At 59.4% G+C, this 23,936-nt stretch carries 20 protein-coding genes; 8 read left to right on the top strand and 12 right to left on the bottom strand.

Annotation, left to right across the window (positions count from 1 at the left end; all coding sequences use genetic code 11):
* The first annotated feature begins 1 nt into the window (after position 1).
* The 4 genes from HU759_RS09275 to HU759_RS09260 are packed head-to-tail and all read left to right on the top strand — an operon-like array spanning position 2 to position 4,791.
* The gene (locus HU759_RS09275) at positions 2–1,630 is read left to right on the top strand and encodes a heparinase II/III family protein (protein WP_170038947.1); all 1,629 of its coding nucleotides are present in this window, start codon (positions 2–4) and stop codon (positions 1,628–1,630) included.
* A 7-nt stretch (positions 1,631–1,637) separates the two neighbouring features.
* Positions 1,638–2,816 (top strand): glycosyltransferase family 4 protein, encoded by a 1,179-nt coding sequence (locus HU759_RS09270; protein WP_017136097.1) that lies wholly within the window; start codon positions 1,638–1,640, stop codon positions 2,814–2,816.
* A gap of 2 nt (positions 2,817–2,818) precedes the next feature.
* Entirely contained in the window at positions 2,819–3,778 is a 960-nt protein-coding gene (locus HU759_RS09265) for an SDR family oxidoreductase (protein WP_186617318.1), read from the top strand.
* Entirely contained in the window at positions 3,775–4,791 is a 1,017-nt protein-coding gene (locus HU759_RS09260) for a glycosyltransferase family 4 protein (RefSeq protein ID WP_017136099.1), read from the top strand. Before HU759_RS09265 ends, HU759_RS09260 begins: the two co-directional genes overlap by 4 nt.
* A 60-nt stretch (positions 4,792–4,851) precedes the next feature.
* Here HU759_RS09260 and HU759_RS09255 read toward each other — a convergent pair whose 3' ends face one another.
* From HU759_RS09255 to mtnA, 11 genes are all read right to left on the bottom strand, one after another.
* Positions 4,852–5,079 (bottom strand): LapA family protein, encoded by a 228-nt coding sequence (locus tag HU759_RS09255; protein WP_186617316.1) that lies wholly within the window; start codon positions 5,077–5,079, stop codon positions 4,852–4,854.
* Positions 5,080–5,098: 19 nt separating this feature from the next.
* The gene (gene ihfB / locus HU759_RS09250) at positions 5,099–5,392 is read right to left on the bottom strand and encodes an integration host factor subunit beta (protein ID WP_003172657.1); all 294 of its coding nucleotides are present in this window, start codon (positions 5,390–5,392) and stop codon (positions 5,099–5,101) included.
* A gap of 132 nt (positions 5,393–5,524) precedes the next feature.
* Complete coding sequence (locus tag HU759_RS09245) at positions 5,525–5,809, bottom strand: hypothetical protein (RefSeq protein ID WP_017136101.1); 285 nt, start codon at positions 5,807–5,809, stop codon at positions 5,525–5,527.
* Positions 5,810–5,970: 161 nt separating this feature from the next.
* Entirely contained in the window at positions 5,971–7,665 is a 1,695-nt protein-coding gene (gene rpsA / locus HU759_RS09240; RefSeq protein WP_017136102.1) for a 30S ribosomal protein S1, read from the bottom strand.
* A gap of 120 nt (positions 7,666–7,785) precedes the next feature.
* Positions 7,786–8,475, bottom strand: coding sequence for a (d)CMP kinase (cmk, locus tag HU759_RS09235; protein WP_169985669.1), 690 nt, complete (start codon positions 8,473–8,475; stop codon positions 7,786–7,788).
* Entirely contained in the window at positions 8,472–10,682 is a 2,211-nt protein-coding gene (locus HU759_RS09230; protein ID WP_264082990.1) for a bifunctional prephenate dehydrogenase/3-phosphoshikimate 1-carboxyvinyltransferase, read from the bottom strand. The genes cmk and HU759_RS09230 overlap by 4 nt, the downstream gene beginning before the upstream one ends.
* Positions 10,683–10,710: 28 nt before the next feature.
* Positions 10,711–11,823, bottom strand: a complete 1,113-nt coding sequence (hisC, locus tag HU759_RS09225; RefSeq protein ID WP_138449030.1) for a histidinol-phosphate transaminase — start codon at positions 11,821–11,823, stop codon at positions 10,711–10,713.
* A gap of 9 nt (positions 11,824–11,832) precedes the next feature.
* A complete protein-coding gene (pheA, locus tag HU759_RS09220) occupies positions 11,833–12,927 on the bottom strand; it encodes a prephenate dehydratase (protein ID WP_003172650.1) in 1,095 nt (364 codons plus the stop codon).
* On the bottom strand, positions 12,927–14,012 hold the full coding sequence (serC, locus tag HU759_RS09215; protein WP_026013609.1) for a 3-phosphoserine/phosphohydroxythreonine transaminase: 1,086 nt from the start codon (positions 14,010–14,012) through the stop codon (positions 12,927–12,929). The genes pheA and serC overlap by 1 nt, the downstream gene beginning before the upstream one ends.
* 246 nt (positions 14,013–14,258) lie before the next feature.
* A complete protein-coding gene (gene gyrA, locus HU759_RS09210; protein WP_017136106.1) occupies positions 14,259–16,922 on the bottom strand; it encodes a DNA gyrase subunit A in 2,664 nt (887 codons plus the stop codon).
* 423 nt (positions 16,923–17,345) lie between these two features.
* Positions 17,346–18,416, bottom strand: a complete 1,071-nt coding sequence (gene mtnA / locus HU759_RS09205; protein ID WP_186617312.1) for an S-methyl-5-thioribose-1-phosphate isomerase — start codon at positions 18,414–18,416, stop codon at positions 17,346–17,348.
* A 109-nt stretch (positions 18,417–18,525) separates the two neighbouring features.
* On the opposite strand from mtnA, the gene HU759_RS09200 reads away from it, so the two are divergent.
* From HU759_RS09200 to HU759_RS09185, 4 genes are all read left to right on the top strand, one after another.
* The gene (locus HU759_RS09200; protein WP_169985666.1) at positions 18,526–19,857 is read left to right on the top strand and encodes a TRZ/ATZ family hydrolase; all 1,332 of its coding nucleotides are present in this window, start codon (positions 18,526–18,528) and stop codon (positions 19,855–19,857) included.
* A 64-nt stretch (positions 19,858–19,921) separates the two neighbouring features.
* Positions 19,922–20,620, top strand: a complete 699-nt coding sequence (gene ubiG, locus HU759_RS09195; RefSeq protein WP_003172645.1) for a bifunctional 2-polyprenyl-6-hydroxyphenol methylase/3-demethylubiquinol 3-O-methyltransferase UbiG — start codon at positions 19,922–19,924, stop codon at positions 20,618–20,620.
* 4 nt (positions 20,621–20,624) lie between these two features.
* Positions 20,625–21,296: an N-acetylmuramic acid 6-phosphate phosphatase MupP gene (gene mupP, locus HU759_RS09190; protein WP_099549098.1), complete on the top strand. Its 672-nt coding sequence runs from the start codon at positions 20,625–20,627 to the stop codon at positions 21,294–21,296.
* A gap of 177 nt (positions 21,297–21,473) precedes the next feature.
* Entirely contained in the window at positions 21,474–22,214 is a 741-nt protein-coding gene (locus HU759_RS09185) for a YciK family oxidoreductase (protein ID WP_017136110.1), read from the top strand.
* Positions 22,215–22,421: 207 nt separating this feature from the next.
* Here HU759_RS09185 and HU759_RS09180 read toward each other — a convergent pair whose 3' ends face one another.
* The gene (locus tag HU759_RS09180; protein WP_186617488.1) at positions 22,422–23,936 is read right to left on the bottom strand and encodes an ABC transporter substrate-binding protein; all 1,515 of its coding nucleotides are present in this window, start codon (positions 23,934–23,936) and stop codon (positions 22,422–22,424) included.

The following is a 23,936-nucleotide window of genomic DNA, read 5'->3' as shown; positions in this document are numbered from 1 at the left end:
GATGCAACGAATAATCAAGCTCTACCACACCGTTAAAATGCTGCGATTGAAGCAGGTTGTTTACCGTCTTTACTATCGCTTCGCTAAAGTTCGGCCTTTTTCGGCACAAGGCTTTACCCGGCGCCCCGGAATTAACCTGGCGAAGGCTCCCCATTGGTGTGCCTCGCGCTTCGGTGCCGACGAACAGTTTGAATTCATGGGCCTGACGGCACCGATTGATTGGCACGATCAGACACGCCCGAAAATTTGGCAATACAACCTGCATTATCTGGATCATCTGGCCTCTTCAGGCGAAGACCGAAGAGACTTCGACACGCGCCTGGTCAACAGTTGGATCACAAACAACGCCCCCTTTCACGGATGCGGCTGGGAACCCTATACGCTCTCTTTGCGCATCGTAAATCTGATCAAGTGGATGCAACAACAACCGAGCCTGGAACCGCACTGGCTGGACAGCCTGGCTACACAGGCCTACGCGCTGTCTGAACAGATCGAATATCACATTCTCGCTAACCATTTGTTCGTGAATGGCAAGGCACTGGTGTTTGCCGGGAGCTTTCTGAACGGCGATCGGGCAGACAGCTGGCTGTCCAAGGGTTTGAAGATCCTTGATGAGGAAATCAAGGAGCAGTTTCTGGCGGACGGTGCGCACTTCGAACTTTCACCCATGTACCACGCGTCTCTTCTTTGGGACATCTGCGACCTGCTGAACCTGGCCACTCACTCCGAGCTGCCGGAACTTAACATTCGCAAAAACCAATGGAAGCACCAGATTGAGCAAGGCCTGGTCTGGTTACGCAGCCTCCAGCACCCGGACGGTGGCATTGCGTTCTTTAATGACTCGGCATTCGGCATTGCACCCACACTGCTCGATATAGAGGCGTACGCGTTTGAATTGGGATGCCGTGCGCCCAATGACATGCCCACCGCTACGATTGCAGCTGTACACCAGGCTGAAAGTGGCTACGTGGCGATCAATTTTGGCGATCAGTGCAAGGCATTGTTGAACCTTGCGCAGGTTGCGCCTGATTACCAGCCAGGTCATACCCATGCGGACACCCTGAGCTTCGAACTCAGCCTGTTTGGACAGCGCGTGTTCGTCAACTCTGGAACGTCTCAATACGGCGAAGACGCGGAACGTCAACGGCAACGCAGCACGGCAGCGCACAACACAATAGAAGTGAACGGTGAAAACTCATCTGAAGTCTGGGCCGGATTCAGGGTCGCACGACGCGCACGCACCTGCGTGGATAAGCTGGAACACACAGTCGACACCGTACGTGTCAGTGGCAGCCATGACGGCTACCTGCGTCTACCGGGGAAAAACCTGCACGCTCGTGAGTGGGTTGCGATGGCCGGTGAATTACAGGTGATAGATTCCGTCTCCGGCAAATTCGATCAAGCTGTATCAAGGCTATTTTTACACCCTGATATCCACACCACTCAACAAGGCAACACGGTAACGATCACCCTGCCCGGCGGTCAGGTCGCTGTCGCGACACTAGAGGGCGCAACCCGGATCAATGTGGTGTCTTCCACATGGCATCCGGAATTCGGCAAGTCTGTTCCCAATCAGTGCATCGTCGCTGAAATGTCGACAGACAAACTGACCACCCGCATAACCTGGTGAGGCTTACGTGAAACTTTTGATTTTGAGCTTTTACTACCAGCCTGATCTGTCAGCCGGTTCATTCCGCACGACAGCACTGGTAGACGCACTTCTGGAGCAACTCCCTGCAGACGCCCATATTGAGTTGATCACAACCCTGCCGAATCGCTACAGCTCCTTCAGCAGTCAAGCCCCGGAACTGGAGAAGCACCCGAGGCTCACCATCCGCCGAGTGGCCCTGCCTGGCCACAAGAGCGGGATGGTCGATCAAGCAAGAGCGTTTCTGGTGTATGCCAACGCTGCACGCAAGATTGTGCGAAACCAAGACTACGATCTTGTCTATGCGACTTCTTCACGCCTGATGACCGCTACGCTGGGAGCGGTGATCGCACGCACAAAACGAACGCCACTCTACTTGGATATACGCGACATCTTTGTCGACACGATCAAGGATGTGCTGTCCAAAGAAAAAGTCTGGTTGCTTAAACCCTTATTATCGCTGGTTGAACGTTTTACCATTCACTCGGCGCAAAAGGTCAACCTGGTCTCTGAAGGTTTTCTTCCTTACTTCAAATCACGCTATCCCGACCAACGCTACTCCACCTATACGAATGGCATCGATGGCGAATTCCTGGATGCGCAACCCGTCGCTGAAGAAAAGGTGCCCAGCCCGATCCTGGACATTGTCTATGCGGGAAATATCGGTGAAGGCCAGGGGCTGCACAACATTATCCCCCAACTGGCCAAACAACTTGAAGGGAAGGTGCGATTCCGCGTGATCGGCGACGGAGGCCGGATCGAGCTGTTAAAACAAGCCATTGTCACTCACGCCTGTACTAACGTTGAACTCTTGAAACCGGTCAAGCGCGAACAATTGATCGAGGCTTATCAGTCGGCGGATGTGCTTTTCCTGCATTTGAACGACCACGACGCCTTCCGCAAAGTCTTGCCATCAAAAGTCTTTGAATACGCTGCACTGGGCAAACCGATCTGGGCGGGCATCTCTGGTTACGCAGCCAGTTTTGTCTCTGAACATATTGAAAACGCTGCCGTGTTTGCGCCGTGTGACGCCGCCGCAGGGATCCAGTCCTTCAAGACTCTCAATATTATGACGCGCCCGCGCCATGCCTTCGTCGAGCGTTTCGCGCGTGGCCGCATCATGCGCGAAATGGCGAAAGATGTTCTTTCACTCACAGGAACTCCTTGATTATGCAAATCCTCCTGACGGGAGCGAGTGGCTTTGTCGGTAGCGGGTTAATCGCGCCACTGCTTAAACGCCAGCACTCGATTACCGCTGCTGTACGCGAGCTCAAGGCCGATCTTGATACGCGCGTCAACCAGCGCCTTATCGGCGGGCTATCCGACGATCAGGATTGGCAGGTGTTGCTCGAGAGCCAAGAAACGGTGATCCACCTGGCCGCCCGGGTCCATGTCATGAGTGACGCATCCACCGATCCACTTGCCGAATACCGGCGGATCAATGTCGAAGGCACCTTAAACCTGGCCCGCCAAGCGGCGGCTGCCGGGGTTAAGCGCTTTATATTTATCAGCTCGATCAAGGTCAATGGCGAGAGCACGGCGACTGGCGCGCCGTATACGGCTGACGGTCCCACAACCCCTACCGACCCTTACGGCATCTCCAAAAAGGAAGCAGAGCAAGGCCTGCGAAAACTGGCTTCTGAAACTGGCATGGAAGTGGTGATCATTCGTCCCGTATTGGTCTACGGACCCGGCGTTCAAGCGAACTTCCTGAGCATGATGTGCTGGTTGCATAAAGGCCTGCCCTTGCCCTTTGGCGCCGTGAACAATCGACGCAGCCTGGTTGCCCTGGACAACTTGATTGATTTGATTGTGACGTGCACCGAGCACCCCGCTGCCGCCAATCAAACCTTCCTGGTCAGTGACGGGGAGGACCTCTCGACCACAGCGCTTTTGCGTCGAATGGGAACGGCTCTGAACAAGCCCGCACGCTTGCTACCTGTGCCGAGTTGGTTGCTGCAAACCGGCGCCACTGCGCTGGGTCGCCGGGCACTCGCTCAAAGGCTATGCGGCTCCCTGCAGGTCGATATTGGCAAGACCCGCGAACTGCTGGGCTGGACACCGCCGAGCAGCGTTGACCAGGCACTGAGTAAAACAGGTAAACACTTTTTGGAACGGCAAACTAAATGAATATGTGGTGGTTGTTACCGGCTGTGACGATTGTCGCACTCCTTTTAACGGGGGCCTTGCGTCATTACGCTCTGGCTCGAAGCCTGATCGACATCCCGAATGCGCGCAGCTCGCACGTCGTGCCTACGCCCAGGGGCGGTGGTGTCTCGATCGTCGTCAGCTTTCTGTTAGCGCTATTGCTGACTGCCAGCCTTGGCCTGATTACATGGCCACTCACGTACGCATTATTCGGCGCCGGGACCGGCATCGCGGTATTGGGTTTTTTGGACGACCATGGCCATATCAGCGCACGTTGGCGCCTGCTAGGGCACTTTATAGCCGCGGCATGGGCACTGTTCTGGATCGGTGGCCTGCCGCCGCTGGTGGTGGCGGGATTCGCCGTCGACTTGAGCTGGATCGGCCATATGCTGGCAGCGGTCTACCTGGTATGGCTGCTGAACTTGTATAACTTCATGGATGGAATTGATGGAATCGCCAGCGTCGAGGCTATTTGCGTATGCCTTGGCAGTGCGCTGCTCTATTGGCTAACAGGTCATGAGCTGATCGCGTTTACACCGTTATTACTGGCGTTTGCAGTGGTTGGTTTCCTGTATTGGAACTTCCCAAAAGCCCGTATCTTCATGGGCGATGCGGGCAGCGGGTTCCTCGGCATCACGCTGGGGGTGCTGTCGCTGCAAGCGGCCTGGGTCTCGCCGCAGCTACTGTGGAGCTGGCTGATCCTGCTGGGTGTGTTTATCACTGATGCGACATGGACCTTGCTGCGCCGCCTGCTCAGAGGCGACAAAGTCTATGAGGCCCACCGCAGCCACGCCTACCAGTTCGCTTCTCGCCAGTTCGGTAAACACGCACCCGTTACCCTGGTGGTAGCGGCAATCAACATTGGATGGCTGTTACCTATGGCGCTGCTCGTGGGCAACGGCACGGTGGATGGCTTTCTGGGACTGCTGGTGGCCTATCTGCCGCTGATAGCGTTGGCCGTAAAGTTCAGGGCTGGAGAGAAAGAACCGAATTGAACCAGTGCAAAGGGGCGGCGATCGCCTCCCCTTCCTTCCACTCATCAATAGTGGCCAGGATCAAACTCGAGTCTTGCGCCGCGCCCTGGCAACCCACGCCATCAGTGGGCCAACAAGCATTCCGACCAATAAAGCGAGCACTACGAAAACAGAAATTGGTAACTGCGGGGCTGCCCAACTCAGAAACTGCAGAGAAACCGACTGTTGATTTTCCAGCACAAATGCCACGATGCACAGCAGCAGCATCAACACTACCAGCATTGCAATAACACGCGTCAATCTACTCATGCCCACTCCCTCACGAGTATCAAACCTCGTCTTCATCCTCATTAACTCGATCGCGCAATTCCTTGCCCGGCTTGAAGTGAGGCACAAACTTACCGTCAAGGCTGACGGATTGCCCGGTTTTCGGGTTGCGGCCCACTCGCGGTGCACGGTAGTGCAGGGAGAAACTGCCAAAACCACGGATCTCAATCCGATCCCCGGTAGCCAGGCATTGGGACATCTGTTCAAGCATAGTCTTGATAGCCAGCTCTACATCCTTGGATGAAAGCAGCCCTTGATGGGTGACAATTCGTTCGATCAACTCCGACTTCGTCATATTTTTCCCTTCTTTTTCAAGCAGCTAGGAAAAGCGCTTCGAAGGTTTTAGCATGACTTGGTGAATTTGAACAGCCCACCTGCCAACTTATCTGCAGCATAAACGGATACCCGGAACACATGCTTGACCCCCTCAATTACAGATCACCAACATGGTACGAGTGACAGCGCCGGCAGGGTTCCAGCCGAACAGATAGTCACCCTCCTCGTCCTTGGCATCACTGGATCGGGTGATGACCTTGTAGCCCTGCATCTTGCACTCCCGGGCAGCGCGCTTCTCACACTTGTCCCAGTTGCTGCCAAGGCCCGAGCAGTCGATCTCAATGCCGCTGACGCCGCGCTTGGCGTGGGTTTTGGCACTGGTGGCAGTGCAGCCTGCCAGCAGCACCACTGCAAATAAAACGATAAGCCTGTTCATTCAAATCCTTATTGAAACAACAACACAGCGGAGCATTTGTTAAGAACTATAGTCAGCTCTGACACTGGGCTGCACGCCTTGGTTCTAACTTGTTGATTCAACGAATTTCAGGCACAAAAAAGGGCGACCGAAGTCGCCCTTTTTCTATGGTCTGACAGAACTTAGTTCTGCTTTTCCATTTGTGCACGCAGCAGGTCGCCCAGAGTGGTCGGACCCGAAGCGATGTCAGAGGTAGCTGGCTTGTCGCGCAGGCTCTGGATTGCTTCTTTCTCTTCGATCTCGTCCTTGGACTTGATGGAGAGTTGGATCACGCGGCTCTTGCGGTCAACGCTGATGATCTTGGCTTCTACTTCCTGGCCTTCTTTCAGAACGTTGCGCGCGTCTTCAACGCGGTCACGGCTGATTTCGGAGGCTTTCAGAGTCGCTTCGATATCGTCGGCCAGAACGATGATGGCGCCTTTGGCGTCAACTTCTTTCACAGTGCCTTTAACGATTGCGCCTTTGTCGTTCTCTTGAACGTACTCGGAGAACGGATCGCTTTCCAGTTGCTTGATACCCAGGGAGATGCGCTCGCGCTCTGGGTCAACCGACAGGATAACGGTGTCCAGCTCGTCGCCCTTCTTGAAACGACGAACAGCTTCTTCGCCCACTTCGTTCCAGGAGATGTCGGACAGGTGAACCAGGCCGTCGATGCCGCCGTCCAGACCAATGAAGATACCGAAATCGGTGATCGACTTGATGGTGCCGGAGATTTTATCGCCCTTGTTGAACTGGCCAGAGAAATCTTCCCATGGGTTAGATTTGCACTGCTTGATGCCCAGGGAGATACGACGACGCTCTTCGTCGATGTCCAGAACCATAACTTCCACTTCGTCGCCGACTTGTACGACTTTCGAAGGGTGGATGTTCTTGTTGGTCCAGTCCATTTCGGAAACGTGTACCAGGCCTTCCACGCCTTCTTCCAGCTCTGCGAAGCAGCCGTAGTCGGTCAGGTTGGTAACGCGCGCGGTTACGCGAGTGCTTTCTGGGTAACGAGCTTTGATAGCAACCCATGGATCTTCGCCCAGCTGCTTCAAGCCCAGGGAAACGCGGTTACGCTCACGATCGTACTTCAGAACCTTGACATCGATCTCGTCGCCAACGTTGACGATTTCGGAAGGATGCTTGATACGCTTCCAAGCCATGTCGGTAATGTGCAGCAGGCCATCGACGCCACCCAGATCGACGAATGCGCCGTAATCGGTGAGGTTCTTGACGATACCTTTGACTTGTTGGCCTTCCTGCAGCGATTCCAGCAGAGCTTCACGCTCGGCGGAGTTCTCTGCTTCCAGGACGCTGCGACGGGAAACGACAACGTTGTTGCGCTTCTGGTCGAGTTTGATGACCTTGAATTCGAGTTCTTTGCCTTCCAGGTGCGTGGTGTCGCGCACAGGACGAACGTCGACCAAAGAACCTGGCAGGAACGCACGGATGCCGTTAACGTCGACAGTGAAGCCGCCTTTAACCTTACCGTTGATAACGCCCTTGACCACTTCTTCAGCTGCGAAGGCTGCTTCGAGAACAATCCAGCATTCAGCGCGCTTGGCTTTTTCACGGGACAGCTTGGTTTCACCGAAACCGTCTTCAACCGAGTCCAGAGCAACGTGAACTTCGTCACCGACATTGATAGTCAGATCGCCAGCATCGTTGTAGAACTGTTCCAGCGGGATCAGAGCTTCAGACTTCAGACCAGCGTGAACGGTTACCCAGCGAGCTTGGTAATCGATATCAACGATAACACCGGTGATGATGGAGCCTGCCTGAAGGTTCAGGGTTTTTAGGCTTTCTTCAAAGAGTTCCGCAAAGCTTTCGCTCATTTTAATTCCTGTTGATAAGGGCGAAGAATACGCCCATCTCCACACCCCAGACGGTGTGGGTCAGTTTCAGTTAAAAGAAGCCACCGCAGGACTATGACTGGTCCCCTGCGGCCTTCTTGATCACCCGGCGATATCGCGAATGGCGATTTCACTCAAGATGCGTTCCAGCACCTGCTCGATGGACAACTCCGTGGAATCCAGCTGTATGGCGTCAGCCGCCGGCTTTAGCGGGGCTACCGCACGCTGGGTATCACGCTCATCGCGTGCACGGATCTCATCTAGCAGACTCGACAGACTAACACCATCGACTTTGCCCTTCAACTGCAAGTAACGGCGGCGAGCACGCTCCTCGGCGCTGGCGGTCAGGAAAACCTTCAGCGGCGCCTCGGGAAACACCACGGTACCCATGTCACGGCCATCAGCGACCAGGCCCGGCGGCTCCTGAAACGCCCGCTGGCGCTGCAGCAATGCGTCACGCACGGCCGGCAGAGCGGCAACCTGGGAGGCCCAGGAGCCGACTTGTTCGTTGCGCAGGTCATCGGTCACGTCATCACCCTCAAGGATGATGCGCTGCGGATGACCTTCCGTCGCGCCGACGAACTGCACATCAAGGTGCGCCGCCAGCAGCTTCAGGGATTCTTCGTTGGTCAGGTCGACGCCATGGTTGCGTGCGGCAAAGGCCAGCAGGCGGTAAAGCGCGCCGGAATCCAGCAGGCACCAGCCCAGGCGCTTGGCCAGAATGCCGGCGATCGTGCCTTTGCCCGAGCCGCTTGGCCCGTCGATGGTAATCACCGGTGCTTTGATATTCACAATTGAGCCTCTTGGGCAACACGGATGCCGACGTGGGCACACAGTGTAAGAAAATTCGGAAAAGACGTAGCAACATTGGCGCAGTCACGGATACGAATCGGCGCGGCCGCCCGTAGGGAGGCCACGCTGAACGCCATGGCGATGCGGTGATCACCATGGGATTGCACTTCGCCACCGCCCATCGGGCCACCGTCAATGATAATCCCATCAGGTGTCGGTTCACACTTCACGCCAAGGGCCAACAGACCATCGGCCATGACCTGGATGCGGTCGGACTCCTTGACCCGCAGTTCTTCGGCGCCACGCAGCACGGTGCGCCCTTTGGCGCAGGCCGCCGCCACGAACAACACCGGGAACTCGTCGATCGCCAGCGGCACCAGGGCCTCGGGAATCTCGATGCCTTTTAACTCAGCGGCGCGCACGCGCAGGTCGGCAACTGGCTCACCGCCCACTTCACGCGGGTTTTCCAGGGTGATATCCGCGCCCATCAGCCGCAGGATATCGATCACGCCAGTGCGCGTCGGGTTAACGCCAACGTGCTCCAGCAGCAACTCGGAGCCTTCAGCAATCGAAGCCGCCACCAGAAAGAACGCCGAAGAGGAAATATCCCCCGGCACTTCTATATGTGTAGCCTTCAATGCATGGCCCGACTCGACAGACGCCGTAGCCCCCGCCACGGCAACCGGATAACCAAACCCACGCAACATCCGCTCGGTATGATCACGGGTCGGCGCAGGCTCGGTCACCGAGGTCTTGCCCTCGGCATACAACCCGGCCAGCAACAGGCAGGACTTCACCTGCGCACTGGCCATCGGCATCAAATAATCCAGGCCTTTGAGCGCCTGGCCACCGCGGATCGTCAGCGGCGGACGCCCATCCGGCCCGGTCTCGATCACTGCGCCCATTTCCCGCAGTGGCTTGGCCACGCGGTTCATCGGGCGTTTGGACAGCGATGCATCACCGGTCAACACACTGTCAAAGCGCTGCGCCGCGAGCAACCCGGACAGCAAACGCATCGACGTACCGGAGTTACCCAGGTAGATCGGCCCCGGCGCCGGCTGCAAACCGTGCAACCCCACACCATGAATCGTCACGCGCCCGTGGTGCGGCCCTTCAATCACAACGCCCATGTCACGAAACGCCTGCAGGGTTGCCAGGGCATCTTCGCCTTCGAGGAAACCTTCGACTTCGGTCACGCCGTCGGCCAATGAGCCCAGCATGATCGAGCGATGGGAGATCGACTTGTCGCCCGGCACCCGGATCTGCCCGCTCAAGCGGCCGCCCGGTTTGGCGAGAAAGGTCTGCTCATCGGCGTTCACAGCGGTTTCCATGTAGGCCCGGCGCGCCAGGATCTTGCTGAAATGCTCACGCGCCACCCGCGCACGGGTAAACACGCCCAATAATTGATGGCCATCACCCGCATCAACCGCATCGCGCAAGGCGTCGAGGTCACTGCGGAAGGTGTCCAGGGTGCGCAACACAGCTTCACGATTGGCGAGGAAGATGTCGTGCCACATCACCGGGTCACTGCCGGCAATCCGCGTGAAATCGCGAAAACCACCGGCGGCGTAACGGAAAATCTCAAGGTTTTCGTTGCGCTTGGCCAGAGAATCCACCAAGCCAAAGGCCAGCAAGTGCGGCAAATGGCTGGTCGCCGCCAACACTTCGTCGTGGCGCTCGACCTGCATGTGCTCGACATCGGCGCCCAACTCGCGCCACAGACGATCCACCACCGCCAAGGCCGCCGGATCGGTCTGCTCAAGCGGGGTCAGAATCACCTTATGGCGACGAAACAACTGCGCATTGGACGCCTCGACGCCGCTCTGCTCGGAACCGGCAATCGGATGGCCCGGCACAAAACGCGCCGGCATGCCGCCAAAGGCGAGTTTGGCGGCGCGCACCACATTGCCCTTGGCACTGCCGACGTCCGTGAGGATCGCCTGCCCAAGGTCCATGCCGGCCAGCAAGGCCAGCAACTTCTCCATCGCCAGAATCGGCACGGCGAGCTGGATCACATCCGCGCCCTGGCACGCCAGCGCCAGGTCTGCCTCACAGCGGTCCACCACGCCCAGCTCCACCGCCAGCTTGCGCGATTGCGGGTCCAGGTCCACACCGACCACCTCGCCACACAGCCCGCTTTCACGCAGGCCCTTGGCGAAGGAGCCACCGATCAACCCCAGGCCAACCACCACCAGGCGACCGATCATAGGCACAGCAGGTTGCAATGCAGTGACATCAACCACGAGCCAGAACCTTGGCCAACGCCTCCAGGAAGCGACTGTTTTCGGCCGGCAAGCCAATGGTGATACGCAGGTGGTTCGGCATGCCGTAGTTGGCCACCGGGCGCACGATCACGCCTTCGCGCAGCAGGCCCTGGAACACCGGCGCGGCGACTTGGCCGAGGTCCACACAAATGAAGTTGCCCTTGGAAGGAATCCAGCCCAGGCCCAGCTCACGGAAACCTTCCTGCAGCTGCAGCATGCCGCTTTCATTGATGCGACGGCCTTCTTCGAGGTACTCGGCATCCTTGACCGCCGCACACGCCGCCGCCAACGCCAGGCTGTTGACGTTGAACGGCTGGCGCACACGGTTGAGCACATCGGCAACCACCGCGGTGGACAAGCCGTAACCCACGCGCAGCGATGCCAGGCCGTAGGCCTTGGAGAAGGTACGCGACACCAGCAGGTTCGGGTAAGCCGCCAGGAAGTCCAGGCCGTCCGGCAGGTCGCTGCCTTCGGCGTACTCGATGTAGGCTTCGTCCAGCACCACCAGCACGTGCTCGGGCACGTCCTGCAGGAAGTCGTTCAGCGCCTGGGCGTCGAACCAGGTGCCGGTCGGGTTGTTCGGGTTGGCGATAAACACCACGCGGGTTTGCGCGTCGATGGCCGCCAGCATGGCCGGCAGGTCATGGCCCCAATCCTTGGCAGGAATGACGCGGGCGTCAGCCCCCACAGCCTGGGTCACGATCGGGTAGACGGCGAACGCGTGCTCGCTGAACACCGCATTCAGGCCTGGCGCCAGGTACGCACGGCCGACCAGCTCAAGAATGTCGTTGGAACCGTTGCCCAGGGTTACCTGGTTCAGCTCGACGCGGCAGTTTTCCGCCAGCAGCGACTTGAGGGCGAAGCCATTACCGTCCGGGTAGCGGGTCAGCTCAGTCAGTTCCTCACGAATCGCCGCCAATACTTTTGGGCTTGGGCCCAGCGGGTTTTCGTTACTGGCCAGCTTTACGATCTTCGACGGGTCCAGGTTCAACTCACGCGCCAGCTCGTCCACAGGCTTGCCTGGAACGTAAGGCGACAGTTGTTGCACGCCCGGCTGAGCCAGGGCGAGGAAGTTGCCACTCATGTTAAAGCCTCACAAAACCGCTTTCGGGTAAGAGCCCAGCACCTTGAGTGCCACGGCTTCCTGACTGATTTTCTCCAGCACCCCTTTGACCAGCGGGTCGCGGTGGTGGCCGATGAAGTCGATAAAGAACACATACGTCCATTTACCGCTGCGCGAAGGGCGAGTTTCGATTCGCGTCAGGTCAATCCCGTTATCGTGGAACGGCACCAGCAGCTCATGCAGTGCGCCGGGCTTGTTGCTCATGGAGACGATGATCGAGGTTTTGTCGTCGCCGGTCGGCGGCACTTCCTGGCTGCCGATCATCAAGAAGCGCGTGGAGTTATCCGGGCGGTCTTCGATTTTTTCGGCCAGGCGCGTCAGGCCATACAGGCCCGCAGCCATGTCACCGGCGATGGCCGCCGAATTCCACTCACCCTTGACCCGCTTGGCCGCTTCGGCGTTGCTGGACACCGCCACGCGCTCGACATTCGGGTAATGCGCGTCCAGCCACTTGCGGCACTGGGCCAGCGATTGGGCGTGGGAGTAGATACGGCTGATGCTGTCGGTCTTGGTGTTCTCGCCCACCAGCAGGTGGTGGTGGATACGCAGTTCGACTTCACCGCAGATCACCATGTCGTGCTCAAGGAAGCTGTCCAGCGTGTGGTTGACCGCGCCTTCGGTGGAGTTTTCCACCGGCACCACGCCAAAATTCACCGCACCGGCCGCCACTTCGCGGAACACTTCATCGATGGCCGCCATCGGTTTGCTGATCACCGCGTGGCCAAAATGCTTCATGGCCGCTGCCTGGGTGAAGGTGCCTTCCGGGCCGAGGTACGCCACCTTAAGTGGCTGCTCCAGCGCCAGGCACGACGACATGATTTCACGGAACAACCGCGCCATCTCTTCGTTGCCCAACGGGCCTTTGTTGCGCTCCATCACGCGCTTGAGCACCTGGGCTTCGCGCTCAGGCCGGTAGAACACCGGCACTTCGCCTTCAGCCAGGGACGCCATTTTCACGCGGGCGACTTCCTGGGCGCAGCGCGCACGCTCACTGATCAGCTCCAGGACTTTCTCGTCCAGGCTGTCGATGCGTACACGCAGGGCCTTGAGTTCTTGCTCAGACATTAGCCGTGTTCCTTTTCGAACTCTGCCATGTAGGCAACCAGCGCGTTGATCGCGTGGATGTCGACAGCGTTGTAGATGGAGGCGCGCATGCCACCGACCGAACGGTGGCCCTTGAGGTTCAGCAGGCCACGTGCGTCGGCACCGGCCAGGAATGGCTTGTCCAGGCGGTCATCGGCCAGGCGGAACGGCACGTTCATCCACGAGCGGTCGGTGAGGTTGATCGGGTTGCTGTACAGGCCGCTGGCGTCGATGAAGTCGTACAGGGTGCGCTTCTTCTCTTCGTTGAGCTTGCCCATGGCGGCAACACCGCCCTGCTCTTTCAGCCATTCAAACACCAGGCCCGACAGGTACCAGGCGAACGCCGGCGGCGTGTTGTACATCGAGCCATTATCGGCCGCGACCTTGTAGTTGAGCATGGTCGGGCACAGCGAACGCGCGCGACCCAGCAGGTCTTCGCGGACGATGTTGACCAGGATGCCGCTCGGACCGATGTTCTTCTGCGCACCGGCGTAGATCATGCCGTATTTGGACACATCGATCGGACGCGAGAGGATGTCCGAAGACATGTCGCACACCAACGGCACGTCACCCACTTCCGGCACCCAGTCAAACTCCAGGCCGCCGATGGTTTCGTTGGCGACGTAGTGCACGTAGGCCGCGTCTTTCGACAGCTTCCACTCGTTCTGACCGGGAATGGCGAAGTAATCGTACGGCTTGGCGGTGCCCGCCACGTTGACGTGACCGTAGCGCGAGGCCTCTTCAATCGCCTTCTGACCCCAAATACCCGTGTCGATATAGTCGGCAGTGCCGTCTTCCGGCAGCAGGTTCAATGGGATCTGCGCGAACTGCTGGCTCGCGCCACCTTGCAGGAACAGCACTTTGTAGTTGGAAGGGATGTCCAGCAAGTCGCGCAGATCCTGCTCGGCCTTGGTGGCGATGGACACAAACTCATCGCTGCGATGGCTCATTTCCATCACGGAGAGGCCTTTTCCATGCCAGTCGAGGAGTTCACCCTGCGCACGCTGCAGGACTGCTTCAGGAAGCGCCGCGGGACCGGCACAGAAGTTATAGGCTCTCTTGCTCACATCCAATCTCACTCTGATCTGGTTGGGGCTGCAATCATGTTCGGCAACGGCCTTGCGCTGGCGCGAGCCCTTGTGGGAGCTGGCTTGCCTGCGATACAGGCACCTCGGTAGTTGCAGTGATACCGCGGTGATGCTATCGCAGGCAAGCCAGCTCCCACAGGGATCGAAGCCAGACCAAGGACATGTGTTTCAAAGGGGACACAAACAACAAGGGGGCGAATCTTCATCCGCCCCCTGTGTGTCCGCTTATTCCTGCGGTTCTTCTTCGTCTGCGGCAGCATCGAGGGTTGGCTCGTCGACGTTGTCATCGCCGGTTGCGATCACCTCGCCATCGAATACCGCACCGTCTTCGCCTTCCAGCTCTTCGCCTTCGACTTCCGATGGCTCCTGAACGCGCTCCAGGCCTACCAGCGTTTCGTCGCTGGCCAGCTTGATCAGCGTCACGCCCTGGGTGTTACGGCCCAGGCTCGACACTTCAGCCACACGGGTACGCACCAGAGTGCCCTGGTCAGAAATCAGCATGATCTCCTCACCATCAAGCACCTGCACCGCGCCAACCAGACGGCCGTTGCGGTCGTTGCTGACCATGGCGATTACGCCCTGGCCGCCACGCTTGTACTCCGGGAACTCGCTGATGGCGGTCCGCTTGCCATAACCACGCGCCGAAGCGGTGAGGATCTGGCTGCCTTCTTCCGGGATCAGCATCGAAATCAGCTTCTGCCCTTCCGGCAGACGCATACCGCGCACACCGCGAGCGGTACGGCCCATGGCGCGAACGTCGGATTCCTTGAAGCGTGTCACTTTGCCGCCATCGGAGAACAGCATGACTTCACGCTCGCCATCGGTGATGGCCGCAGAGATCAATACGTCGCCTTCGTCCAGCTCCAGGGCGATCAGGCCCACGCTGCGCTGGCGGCTGAAGGATTCCAGCGGAGTCTTCTTCACGGTGCCTTTGGCGGTGGCCATGAAGATGAAGTGACCTTCGGTGTATTCCTCAACCGGCAGCATGGTGGTGATGTATTCATCACTGTCCAGCGGCAGCAGGTTGACCAACGGACGACCACGGGCAGCGCGGGAGGCTTCCGGAATCTCGTAGGTCTTGAGCCAATACACCTTGCCTTTGCTGGAGAACAGCAACAGCGTGGTGTGGCTGTTGGCAACCAGCAGGTGAGCGATGTAGTCCTCATCCTTCACGCCGGTAGCCGATTTACCTTTACCGCCACGACGCTGAGCCTGGTACGCAGCCAATGGCTGGGTCTTGGCGTAGCCACCGTGGGAGATGGTCACCACACGCTCTTCTTCCGGGATCATGTCACCCAGGGTCAGGTCGAGGCGCGCATCGAGGATCTCGGTGCGGCGCACGTCGCCGTATTCGGCGCGGATCACTTCCAGTTCTTCGCGGATCACTTCCATCAGGCGCACAGCGCTGTTGAGGATGCGGATCAGCTCGCCGATCTGGTTGAGAATCTCCTGGTACTCGGCCAGCAGTTTCTCGTGTTCCAGGCCGGTCAGACGGTGCAAACGCAGCTCCAGAATGGCCTGGGCCTGTTCCGGCGACAGGAAGTACTTGCCGTCGCGCAGGCCGTATTGCGGGTCCAGGGTCTCCGGGCGGCACGAATCGGCACCGGCACGTTCAACCATCGCCACGACGGCGCTGGATTCCCATGGCATCTTGATCAGCGCTTCCTTGGCTTCCGACGGCGTCGGCGAAGCCTTGATCAGCGCGATCACCGGGTCGATGTTCGACAGCGCTACCGCCTGGCCTTCCAGGATGTGGCCGCGCTCGCGGGCCTTGCGCAGTTCGAACACGGTGCGGCGGGTGACCACTTCGCGGCGGTGACGCACGAAGGCTTCGAGCAGGTCCTTGAGGTTCAGGATGCGCGGGCGGCCGTCGATCAGGGCCACTACGTTGATACCAAACACGCTTTGCAGCTGGGTCTGGGCGTAGAGGTTGTTGAGGATCACCTCAGGCACTTCGCCACGACGCAGCTCGATCACCACGCGCATACCGTCTTTGTCAGACTCGTCGCGCAGTTCGGTGATGCCTTCGAGCTTCTTCTCTTTAACCAGCTCGGCGATCTTCTCGATCAGACGCGCCTTGTTCAGCTGGTAAGGCAGTTCGGTGATAACGATCTGCTGGCGGCCACCGACCTTGTCGATGTCTTCGATCATCGAGCGGGCGCGCATATAAATGCGGCCACGACCGGTGCGGTAGGCTTCGATGATGCCGGCGCGACCGTTGATGATCGCGGCGGTCGGGAAGTCCGGACCGGGGATGTATTGCATCAGCTCGTCGACAGTCAGCTCAGGGTTGTCGATGAGGGCCAGGCAACCGTCGATGACTTCACCGAGGTTGTGTGGCGGGATGTTGGTGGCCATGCCCACGGCAATACCGCTGGAACCGTTGACCAGCAGGTTGGGAATACGGGTTGGCATGACGGCCGGGATCATTTCGGTGCCGTCGTAGTTCGGCACCCAGTCCACGGTTTCTTTATGCAGGTCAGCCAGCAGCTCGTGCGCCAGCTTGGTCATGCGTACTTCGGTGTATCGCATGGCCGCAGCGTTGTCGCCGTCGACCGAACCGAAGTTGCCCTGGCCGTCTACCAGCAGGTAGCGCAGGGAAAACGGCTGGGCCATCCGAACGATGGTGTCGTACACCGCAGTGTCGCCGTGAGGGTGATACTTACCGATCACGTCACCGACAACACGGGCAGATTTCTTGTACGGCTTGTTCCAGTCGTTACCCAGCTCGCTCATCGCGAACAGCACACGCCGGTGCACGGGCTTCAAGCCATCGCGCGCATCAGGCAGTGCCCGACCGACAATTACGCTCATTGCGTAGTCGAGGTAGGACTGTTTCAGCTCGTCTTCGATATTGACCGGGAGGATTTCTTTGGCCAGTTCGCCCATGAGAAGCCTGATTCCTTTTTCGGGTGAAACCTCGTCACATCCATATGGGACGAACGAAGCTCGCCGTTGCTGGCAGAGTGCCTGACAACGACTTACGACAAATCAACGAGTTATGACACGGATCTGCACGTTATGGGCAACCCCTCGGGGCGGCCCTGGAAACCGCCGGATGTTATCACAATCGCCGCCACGCACCTATCCCCCTGATGCGCATGGAGGCTAGTAATTTGACGGATGACAGGCTTGAGGGGGACGAGAGAGGCTCAGAGCGGGGTGGGTGCTGTTTTTTGAGGCTGGATCCAAGGGTTTTATTGACTTACAGGGCCAATCGCGGGCAAGCCCGCTCCCACATGTTGGCCTGCGAGCACCGTAAGTGTGGGAGCTGGCTTGCCTGCGATAGCGATCCAACAGCCACCAAAGCCCTCAATGCAGGCGCTTACGGCACATCAACTTGGCCAGCTTGGCGGTATCAGGCCGTTCGACGATGCCTTTTTCGGTCACGATCACATCAATCAGGTCCGCCGGCGTCACATCGAAGACCGGATTAAACGCCGCAACCTCCAGCCGCTGACCGCCCACCTCCAGCAACTCCGCCGCATCGCGCTCCTCCAGGCTGACATCCTCACCCGTGGCCAGCATCAAATCGAGCGTCGAACTGGGCGCCACCACCATAAAACGCACGCCGTGGTGCATGGCACACACCGCCAATTGATAAGTGCCGATCGGGCCGATCACATCACCATTGGCCGCAATGCAGTCGGCGCCGACCACGACCCAGGTCACGCCTTTGGTCTTGAGGATATGCGCACCGGCCGAGTCAGCATTGACCGTGGCCGGGATGCCCTCACCCGCCAGCTCCCACGCGGTCAGCCGCGAACCTTGCAGCCAGGGGCGGGTTTCATTGACGTAGACATGCTCGACCAAACCCTCCAGGAACGCCGCGCGGATTACCCCAAGGGCCGTGCCCACGCCGCCAGTGGCCAGGGCGCCCGCATTGCCATGGGTGAGGATCGCCTGGGCGTTGCCCTGGTGCTTGCGGATGCGCTCGAGGCCCAATTGGGCCATGACCAGGTTGGCTTCGCGGTCGCTTTCATGGATCGCAATGGCTTCGGCTTCCAGCACCGCCAGCGGGTCGGCGTGTTTTTTGACCCGATCCAGGCGGTCACGCATGCGCTTCAAGGCCCAGAACAGGTTAGCGGCGGTCGGACGGCTATCGGCCAGCAATGCGTAGTCTTCTTCCCATGCCGCCTGCCAGTCACCGCCTTCGGCGATCCGCTCGCGGGCGGCCAGCACCAGGCCGTAGGCAGCACTGATGCCGATAGCCGGCGCGCCACGCACAGTCATGCTGCGAATGGCTTGGGCGACTTCAGCCGCCGAAGTGCAGGCCACCCAGGTTTCCCGCGAGGGCAAGGCACGCTGATCGAGCAGGTGCAGTGCGCCATCACGCCAATCGATGGCCTTCACTTTCTCTGCAGCTAACAGTCGGTCGCGCATCCCTTACCCCGCACTCATGAACAAAAGCCGCCGATTATAGCGATCCGCCAGCCAGGACGCTCGGGTATACTTCGCCCTTCTTTTATAGCTGCCTGGGAAGAAGCCTGCGATGACCTCCACTGCCGCCCCGCTCGACTTATTGCTGCTGCCAACCTGGCTGGTACCTGTCGAACCCGCTGGCGTGGTGCTCAAGGAGCACGGCCTGGGCATCCGTGACGGGCGCATTGCGTTTATCGGGCCACGGGCGGCGGCCTTGAAGCTGACAGCCAGCGAAGTGCGCGAGCTGCCGGGCATGCTGCTCAGCCCCGGTTTGATCAACGCCCACGGCCACGCGGCGATGAGCCTGTTTCGCGGCCTGGCCGACGATCTGCCGCTGATGACCTGGCTGGAAAAACACATCTGGCCCGCCGAAGCCAAATGGGTCGATGAAGCTTTCGTGCGCGACGGCACCGACCTGGCCATCGCCGAACAGCTCAAGGGCGGCATCACCTGCTTCTCGGACATGTACTTCTACCCCAAGGTCGCCAGCGACTGCGTACACAACAGCGGCATGCGCGCGCAGATCGCGCTGCCGATCCTCGACTTCCCGATCCCAGGCGCCAGCAGCGCTGATGAGGCGATTCGCCAGGGCGTGGAGCTGTTCGGCGACCTCAAGCACCACCCGCGTATCAAGATCACCTTCGGCCCTCACGCGCCCTACACCGTGAGCGATGAGAACCTGGAAAAAATCCGCGTGATCGCCGAAGAACTGGACGCCGCCATCCATATGCATGTGCACGAAACCGCCTTCGAAGTGCAACAAGCCGTGGACAAGACCGGCGAACGCCCACTGGCGCGCCTGGGCCGTCTGGGCCTGCTCGGCCCACGCTTCCAGGCCGTTCATATGACCCAAATCAGCGAGGACGACCTGGCTTTGCTGGTAGAAAGCAACACCAGCGTCATCCATTGCCCGGAATCGAACCTGAAACTGGCCAGCGGTTTTTGCCCGGTAGAGCGTCTGTGGCAGGCTGGCGTGAACGTGGCCATCGGCACCGACGGCGCGGCCAGCAACAATGACCTCGACCTGTTGGGCGAAACCCGCACGGCGGCGATGCTGGCCAAGGCCGTCGCCGGCTCGGCCACTGCCCTGGACGCCCATCGCGCCCTGCGCATGGCTACGCTCAATGGGGCGCGTGCCATGGGCCTGGACAGCGAGATTGGCTCGCTCGAAGTCGGCAAGGCGGCAGATATCGTCGCATTCGATCTTTCGGGGCTGGCGCAACAACCGATCTACGACCCGGTCTCAACGCTTATATATGCCACCGGACGCGAGTGTGTGAAACACCTTTGGGTCGCCGGCAAGCAGTTGCTCGACGACCGGCGATTGACCCGCATGGATGAACAGCAGTTGACCGCCACGGCCATCGCCTGGGGCCAACGGATCAGCGGGCACAGCGAATAACGAAGGTCTTGAACCGCGCCGTTCAGGACTGAATAACCGATTTATCAGATTTAGAGGATTCACCATGAGCAACGTCGACCACGCCGAAATCGCCAAGTTTGAAGCCCTGGCCCACCGCTGGTGGGACCGCGAAAGCGAGTTCAAACCCCTGCACGACATCAACCCGCTGCGCGTCAACTGGATTGACGAGCGCGTCAACCTGGCCGGCAAGAAGGTGCTGGACGTCGGTTGCGGCGGCGGCATCCTCAGCGAAGCCATGGCCCAGCGCGGCGCCACCGTGATGGGCATCGACATGGGCGAAGCGCCGCTGGCCGTGGCCCAACTGCACCAGCTGGAATCCGGCGTGAGCGTCGAATACCGCCAGATCACCGCCGAAGCCCTGGCCGAAGAGATGCCCGAGCAGTTCGACGTGGTTACTTGCCTGGAGATGCTCGAGCACGTGCCAGACCCGTCCTCGGTGATCCGCGCCTGCTTCCGTATGGTCAAGCCGGGCGGCCAGGTGTTCTTCTCCACCATCAACCGCAACCCCAAGGCCTACCTGTTCGCGATCATCGGCGCCGAATACATCATGAAGCTGCTGCCGCGTGGCACCCACGACTTCAAGAAATTCATCCGCCCAAGCGAGCTGGGCGCCTGGAGCCGTCAGGCCGGGCTGACCGTCAAGGACATCATCGGCCTGACCTACAACCCGCTGACCAAGCACTACAAGCTGGCGAGCGACGTGGACGTCAACTACATGATCCAGACCCTGCGCGAGGAGTAAGCCTGTGAAGTTGCGAGCAGTTCTCTTCGACATGGACGGCACCTTGCTGGACACCGCGCCGGACTTTATCGCGATCTGCCAGGCCATGCGCACCGACCGCGGCCTGGAGCCGATCAACCCCCAGCACATCCGCGATGAAATTTCCGGCGGGGCACGGGCGATGGTCGCCGTGACCTTCTCGATGGACCCCGAATCCCCTGGCTTTGAAGCGTTGCGCCTGGAGTTCCTGGAGCGCTATCTCAAGGGCTGCGCAATCCACAGCAAACTGTTCGACGGCATGGCCGAGTTACTGGAAGACATCGAGAAATCCAAACTGGTCTGGGGCGTGGTCACCAACAAACCGTTGCGCTTTGCCGAACCGATCATGCAGCAACTGGGCCTGGCCGAGCGTTCGGCACTGCTGATCTGCCCGGACCACGTGAAGAACAGCAAGCCCGACCCCGAGCCGCTGATCCTGGCGTGCAAGATGCTCGACCTGGACCCGGCCAGCGTGTTGTTCGTGGGCGATGACCTGCGCGATATCGAGTCTGGCCGCGACGCCGGCACCCGCACTGCGGCGGTCACTTTCGGCTACATCCACCCGGACGACAACCCACGCAACTGGGGCGCCGACGTGGTAGTGGACCACCCGCTGGAGCTGCGCAAGGTGCTGGATAACGCACTGTGCAGTTGCTGATTGTTCGAGATACCCACTAGCACTGAGATCACTGTGGGAGCTGGCTTGCCTGCGATAGCGGTCTGCCAGCCAGCACTTGCGGTGACTGATACTCCGCCATCGCAGGCAAGCCAGCTCCCACATGAAATGGATTCCACTTCAAGGCCTGTATCAGCTTGAATTCTGTCGAGGTTTTTTATGTTTGATTACTCCGCACGTCCAGAACTGCTCAAAGACCGGGTGATCCTGGTGACCGGTGCCGGTCGCGGGATCGGCGCGGCGGCGGCAAAAACCTATGCCGCCCATGGCGCCACCGTGTTGCTACTGGGCAAGACCGAAGCCAACCTGGCCCAGGTGTATGACGAGATCGAAGCGGCCGGCCAGCCGCAGCCGGTGGTGATCCCGTTCAACCTGGAAACCGCCCTGCCCCATCAATACGATGAGCTGGCAGCAATGATCGAGAAAGAATTCGGTCGCCTCGACGGCCTGCTGCACAACGCCTCGATCATTGGCCCACGCACGCCGATCGAGCAGCTTTCCGGTGAGAACTTCATGCGCGTGATGCACGTAAACGTCAACGCGATGTTCATGCTGACCAGCACATTATTGCCACTGCTCAAGCTGTCCCAGGATGCGTCGGTGGTGTTCACCTCCAGCAGCGTCGGGCGCAAGGGCCGGGCGTACTGGGGCGCTTATGGGGTGTCGAAGTTTGCGACCGAAGGCTTGATGCAAACCCTGGCAGACGAGCTGGAAGATGTGGCATCGGTACGCTCCAACAGCATCAACCCGGGCGGCACACGCACCAGCATGCGCGCCCAGGCGTATCCGGGGGAAAACCCGATGGAAAGGCCGGCACCGGAAGACATCATGCCGGTGTACCTGTACCTGATGGGGCCGGACAGTGCCGGGATCAATGGGCAGGCGTTTGATGCGCAGTAAGCACTGACACTGTTCACCTGAAACAACAGGGAACCCAATGTGGAACTGGGTTCATGTGGGAGCTGGCTTGTGTGGGAGCTGGCTTGTGTGGGAGCTGGCTTGTGTGGGAGCTGGCTTGCCTGCGATGCGGGCAACTCGGTCTATCTGTTAAACCGAGTTGATACCATCGCAGGCAAGCCAGCTCCCACATTTGCTTAGCGGTGACCGTTAGTTCTTCACCACTTCCTCAAGGGTAAAACGCCCCAGCGGGTTCTGCAGGAAGTTGCTCACGTTCTTGCGTGAGATGTTGATGTACGGGCTGTAGTACAGGTCAATCCAGTTCACATCCTGCTTCGCCAGCTTCTGCAACTCCACATACATCTGCTCCCGCTTGACCGGGTCGGCCTCGATCCGCGCCTGCGCTACCAACTCTTTAACCTTATCGTTCTTGTAGCGGGTCATGTAGTTCTGGTTGGTGTCATGGCCGAGCACGAAGGTGGTCTTCTGGTCCGGGTCGAGGATGTCGTTGGTCCAGTACATCACCGAAATATCGTACTCACCGTCCACCAGCATCTGCCAGCTTTGGGTCGGGTCGACCTTTTGCAGGTTGGCGGTCACGCCGACCTTGGCCAACTGGTCCTTGATGATCACCGCAATCTGCTCGTCAGCTTCGTTGCCGGCGTTGACCACGTAGTTGAGTTTCAACTCCTTGGCGCCAGCCTCTTCCAGCAGTTTCTTGGCGGCGGCTGGGTCATACGGGCGTTGCAGGTTGTTGGCGTAGTGGTACAACGAGCCTTTGGGGATGTAGGAATAGGCCACGGTGCCTTGGCCGTACGTGGCGCTCTTGACCAGCGACTGCTTGTCGATGGCCATGTCCAGCGCCTCGCGCACCTGCGGCTTGGCCAGCAGGCCGTGGGCGTGGTTGATCAGCAGGTGATCTTCGCGGGTCGACGGGTCGGCGTGGATCACCACGCTTTTGTCTTTCTTCAGCTCTTCCACGCGGGAGAACGGCACGAAGATCGCCGTGTCCAGCTCGTTATTCTGCACCATGCGCATGCGCGTGTTGTCGTCGGTGACCGAGACCCACTCCACGCCATCCAGGCTCACGTTCCTGGCCTGCCAGAAGTTCGGGTTCTTTTTGAGGATCACGCGGTCGCCCTTGCGCCACTCCTCCACGGTAAACGCGCCGGAGGTCACTGGGTTTTCCGAGTAGGCGTCTTCGCCCATCGTGGTCATGGCTTTTTGCGACAGGATCGATACCGTCGGCGAGGCCAGTTGCGAGAGGAAGGCCACAGCCGGGGTTTTCAGCGTGACCACCAGGGTCTGCGGGTCGCTGGCCTTGGCCGTGTTGATCAGGCTGAACGGATCTGCCCACAGCGACGCCTTGTTGTCGCGGATGCGCAACAGGCTGAACGCCGCGTCATCGGCGGTGATCGCCGAGCCATCAGAGAACTTGGCGTCACGCAGCTTGAAGGTGTAGGTCAGGCCGTCCTTGGAAATCTCCCAGCTTTCGGCCAGACCCGGTTGCATCTTGGTGCCCAGGTTATCCACGCGCACCAAGGTGTCGTAGACGTTGGCGAACACCCACGTATCGCGGTTCTGTGCGCTTTTGATCGGGTCGAACGTGGTGCTGTCTTCACGGCAGCCGATGGTCAGCACGCCGGCGGCGTGGGCCAGCCCGGCAGTGAGGGACCAGGCGGTCAGTGTCGCGGCGGCGAGCAACTTCAAGTGGCGCGATTGCAT

Origin of the sequence: Pseudomonas sp. OE 28.3, assembly GCF_014268205.2 — a bacterium.
Taxonomy (GTDB): domain Bacteria; phylum Pseudomonadota; class Gammaproteobacteria; order Pseudomonadales; family Pseudomonadaceae; genus Aquipseudomonas; species Aquipseudomonas edaphica.
Note: the sequence above shows the minus strand (reverse complement) of the source record. Positions and strands in the feature narration are given on the sequence as shown.

Coding starts and splice junctions, on each gene's coding strand:
- rpsA (WP_017136102.1), bottom strand. CDS start 7,665: ATGAGCGAAAGCTTTGCGGAACTCTTTGAAGAAAGCCTAAAAACCCTG.
- ihfB (WP_003172657.1), bottom strand. CDS start 5,392: ATGACGAAGTCGGAGTTGATCGAACGAATTGTCACCCATCAAGGGCTG.
- HU759_RS09180 (WP_186617488.1), bottom strand. CDS start 23,936: ATGCAATCGCGCCACTTGAAGTTGCTCGCCGCCGCGACACTGACCGCC.
- HU759_RS09255 (WP_186617316.1), bottom strand. CDS start 5,079: ATGAGTAGATTGACGCGTGTTATTGCAATGCTGGTAGTGTTGATGCTG.
- pheA (WP_003172650.1), bottom strand. CDS start 12,927: ATGTCTGAGCAAGAACTCAAGGCCCTGCGTGTACGCATCGACAGCCTG.
- HU759_RS09230 (WP_264082990.1), bottom strand. CDS start 10,682: ATGATCGGTCGCCTGGTGGTGGTTGGCCTGGGGTTGATCGGTGGCTCC.
- HU759_RS09185 (WP_017136110.1), top strand. CDS start 21,474: ATGTTTGATTACTCCGCACGTCCAGAACTGCTCAAAGACCGGGTGATC.
- HU759_RS09245 (WP_017136101.1), bottom strand. CDS start 5,809: ATGAACAGGCTTATCGTTTTATTTGCAGTGGTGCTGCTGGCAGGCTGC.
- ubiG (WP_003172645.1), top strand. CDS start 19,922: ATGAGCAACGTCGACCACGCCGAAATCGCCAAGTTTGAAGCCCTGGCC.
- HU759_RS09265 (WP_186617318.1), top strand. CDS start 2,819: ATGCAAATCCTCCTGACGGGAGCGAGTGGCTTTGTCGGTAGCGGGTTA.
- gyrA (WP_017136106.1), bottom strand. CDS start 16,922: ATGGGCGAACTGGCCAAAGAAATCCTCCCGGTCAATATCGAAGACGAG.
- HU759_RS09275 (WP_170038947.1), top strand. CDS start 2: ATGCAACGAATAATCAAGCTCTACCACACCGTTAAAATGCTGCGATTG.
- HU759_RS09260 (WP_017136099.1), top strand. CDS start 3,775: ATGAATATGTGGTGGTTGTTACCGGCTGTGACGATTGTCGCACTCCTT.
- mtnA (WP_186617312.1), bottom strand. CDS start 18,416: ATGCGCGACCGACTGTTAGCTGCAGAGAAAGTGAAGGCCATCGATTGG.
- HU759_RS09200 (WP_169985666.1), top strand. CDS start 18,526: ATGACCTCCACTGCCGCCCCGCTCGACTTATTGCTGCTGCCAACCTGG.
- hisC (WP_138449030.1), bottom strand. CDS start 11,823: ATGAGTGGCAACTTCCTCGCCCTGGCTCAGCCGGGCGTGCAACAACTG.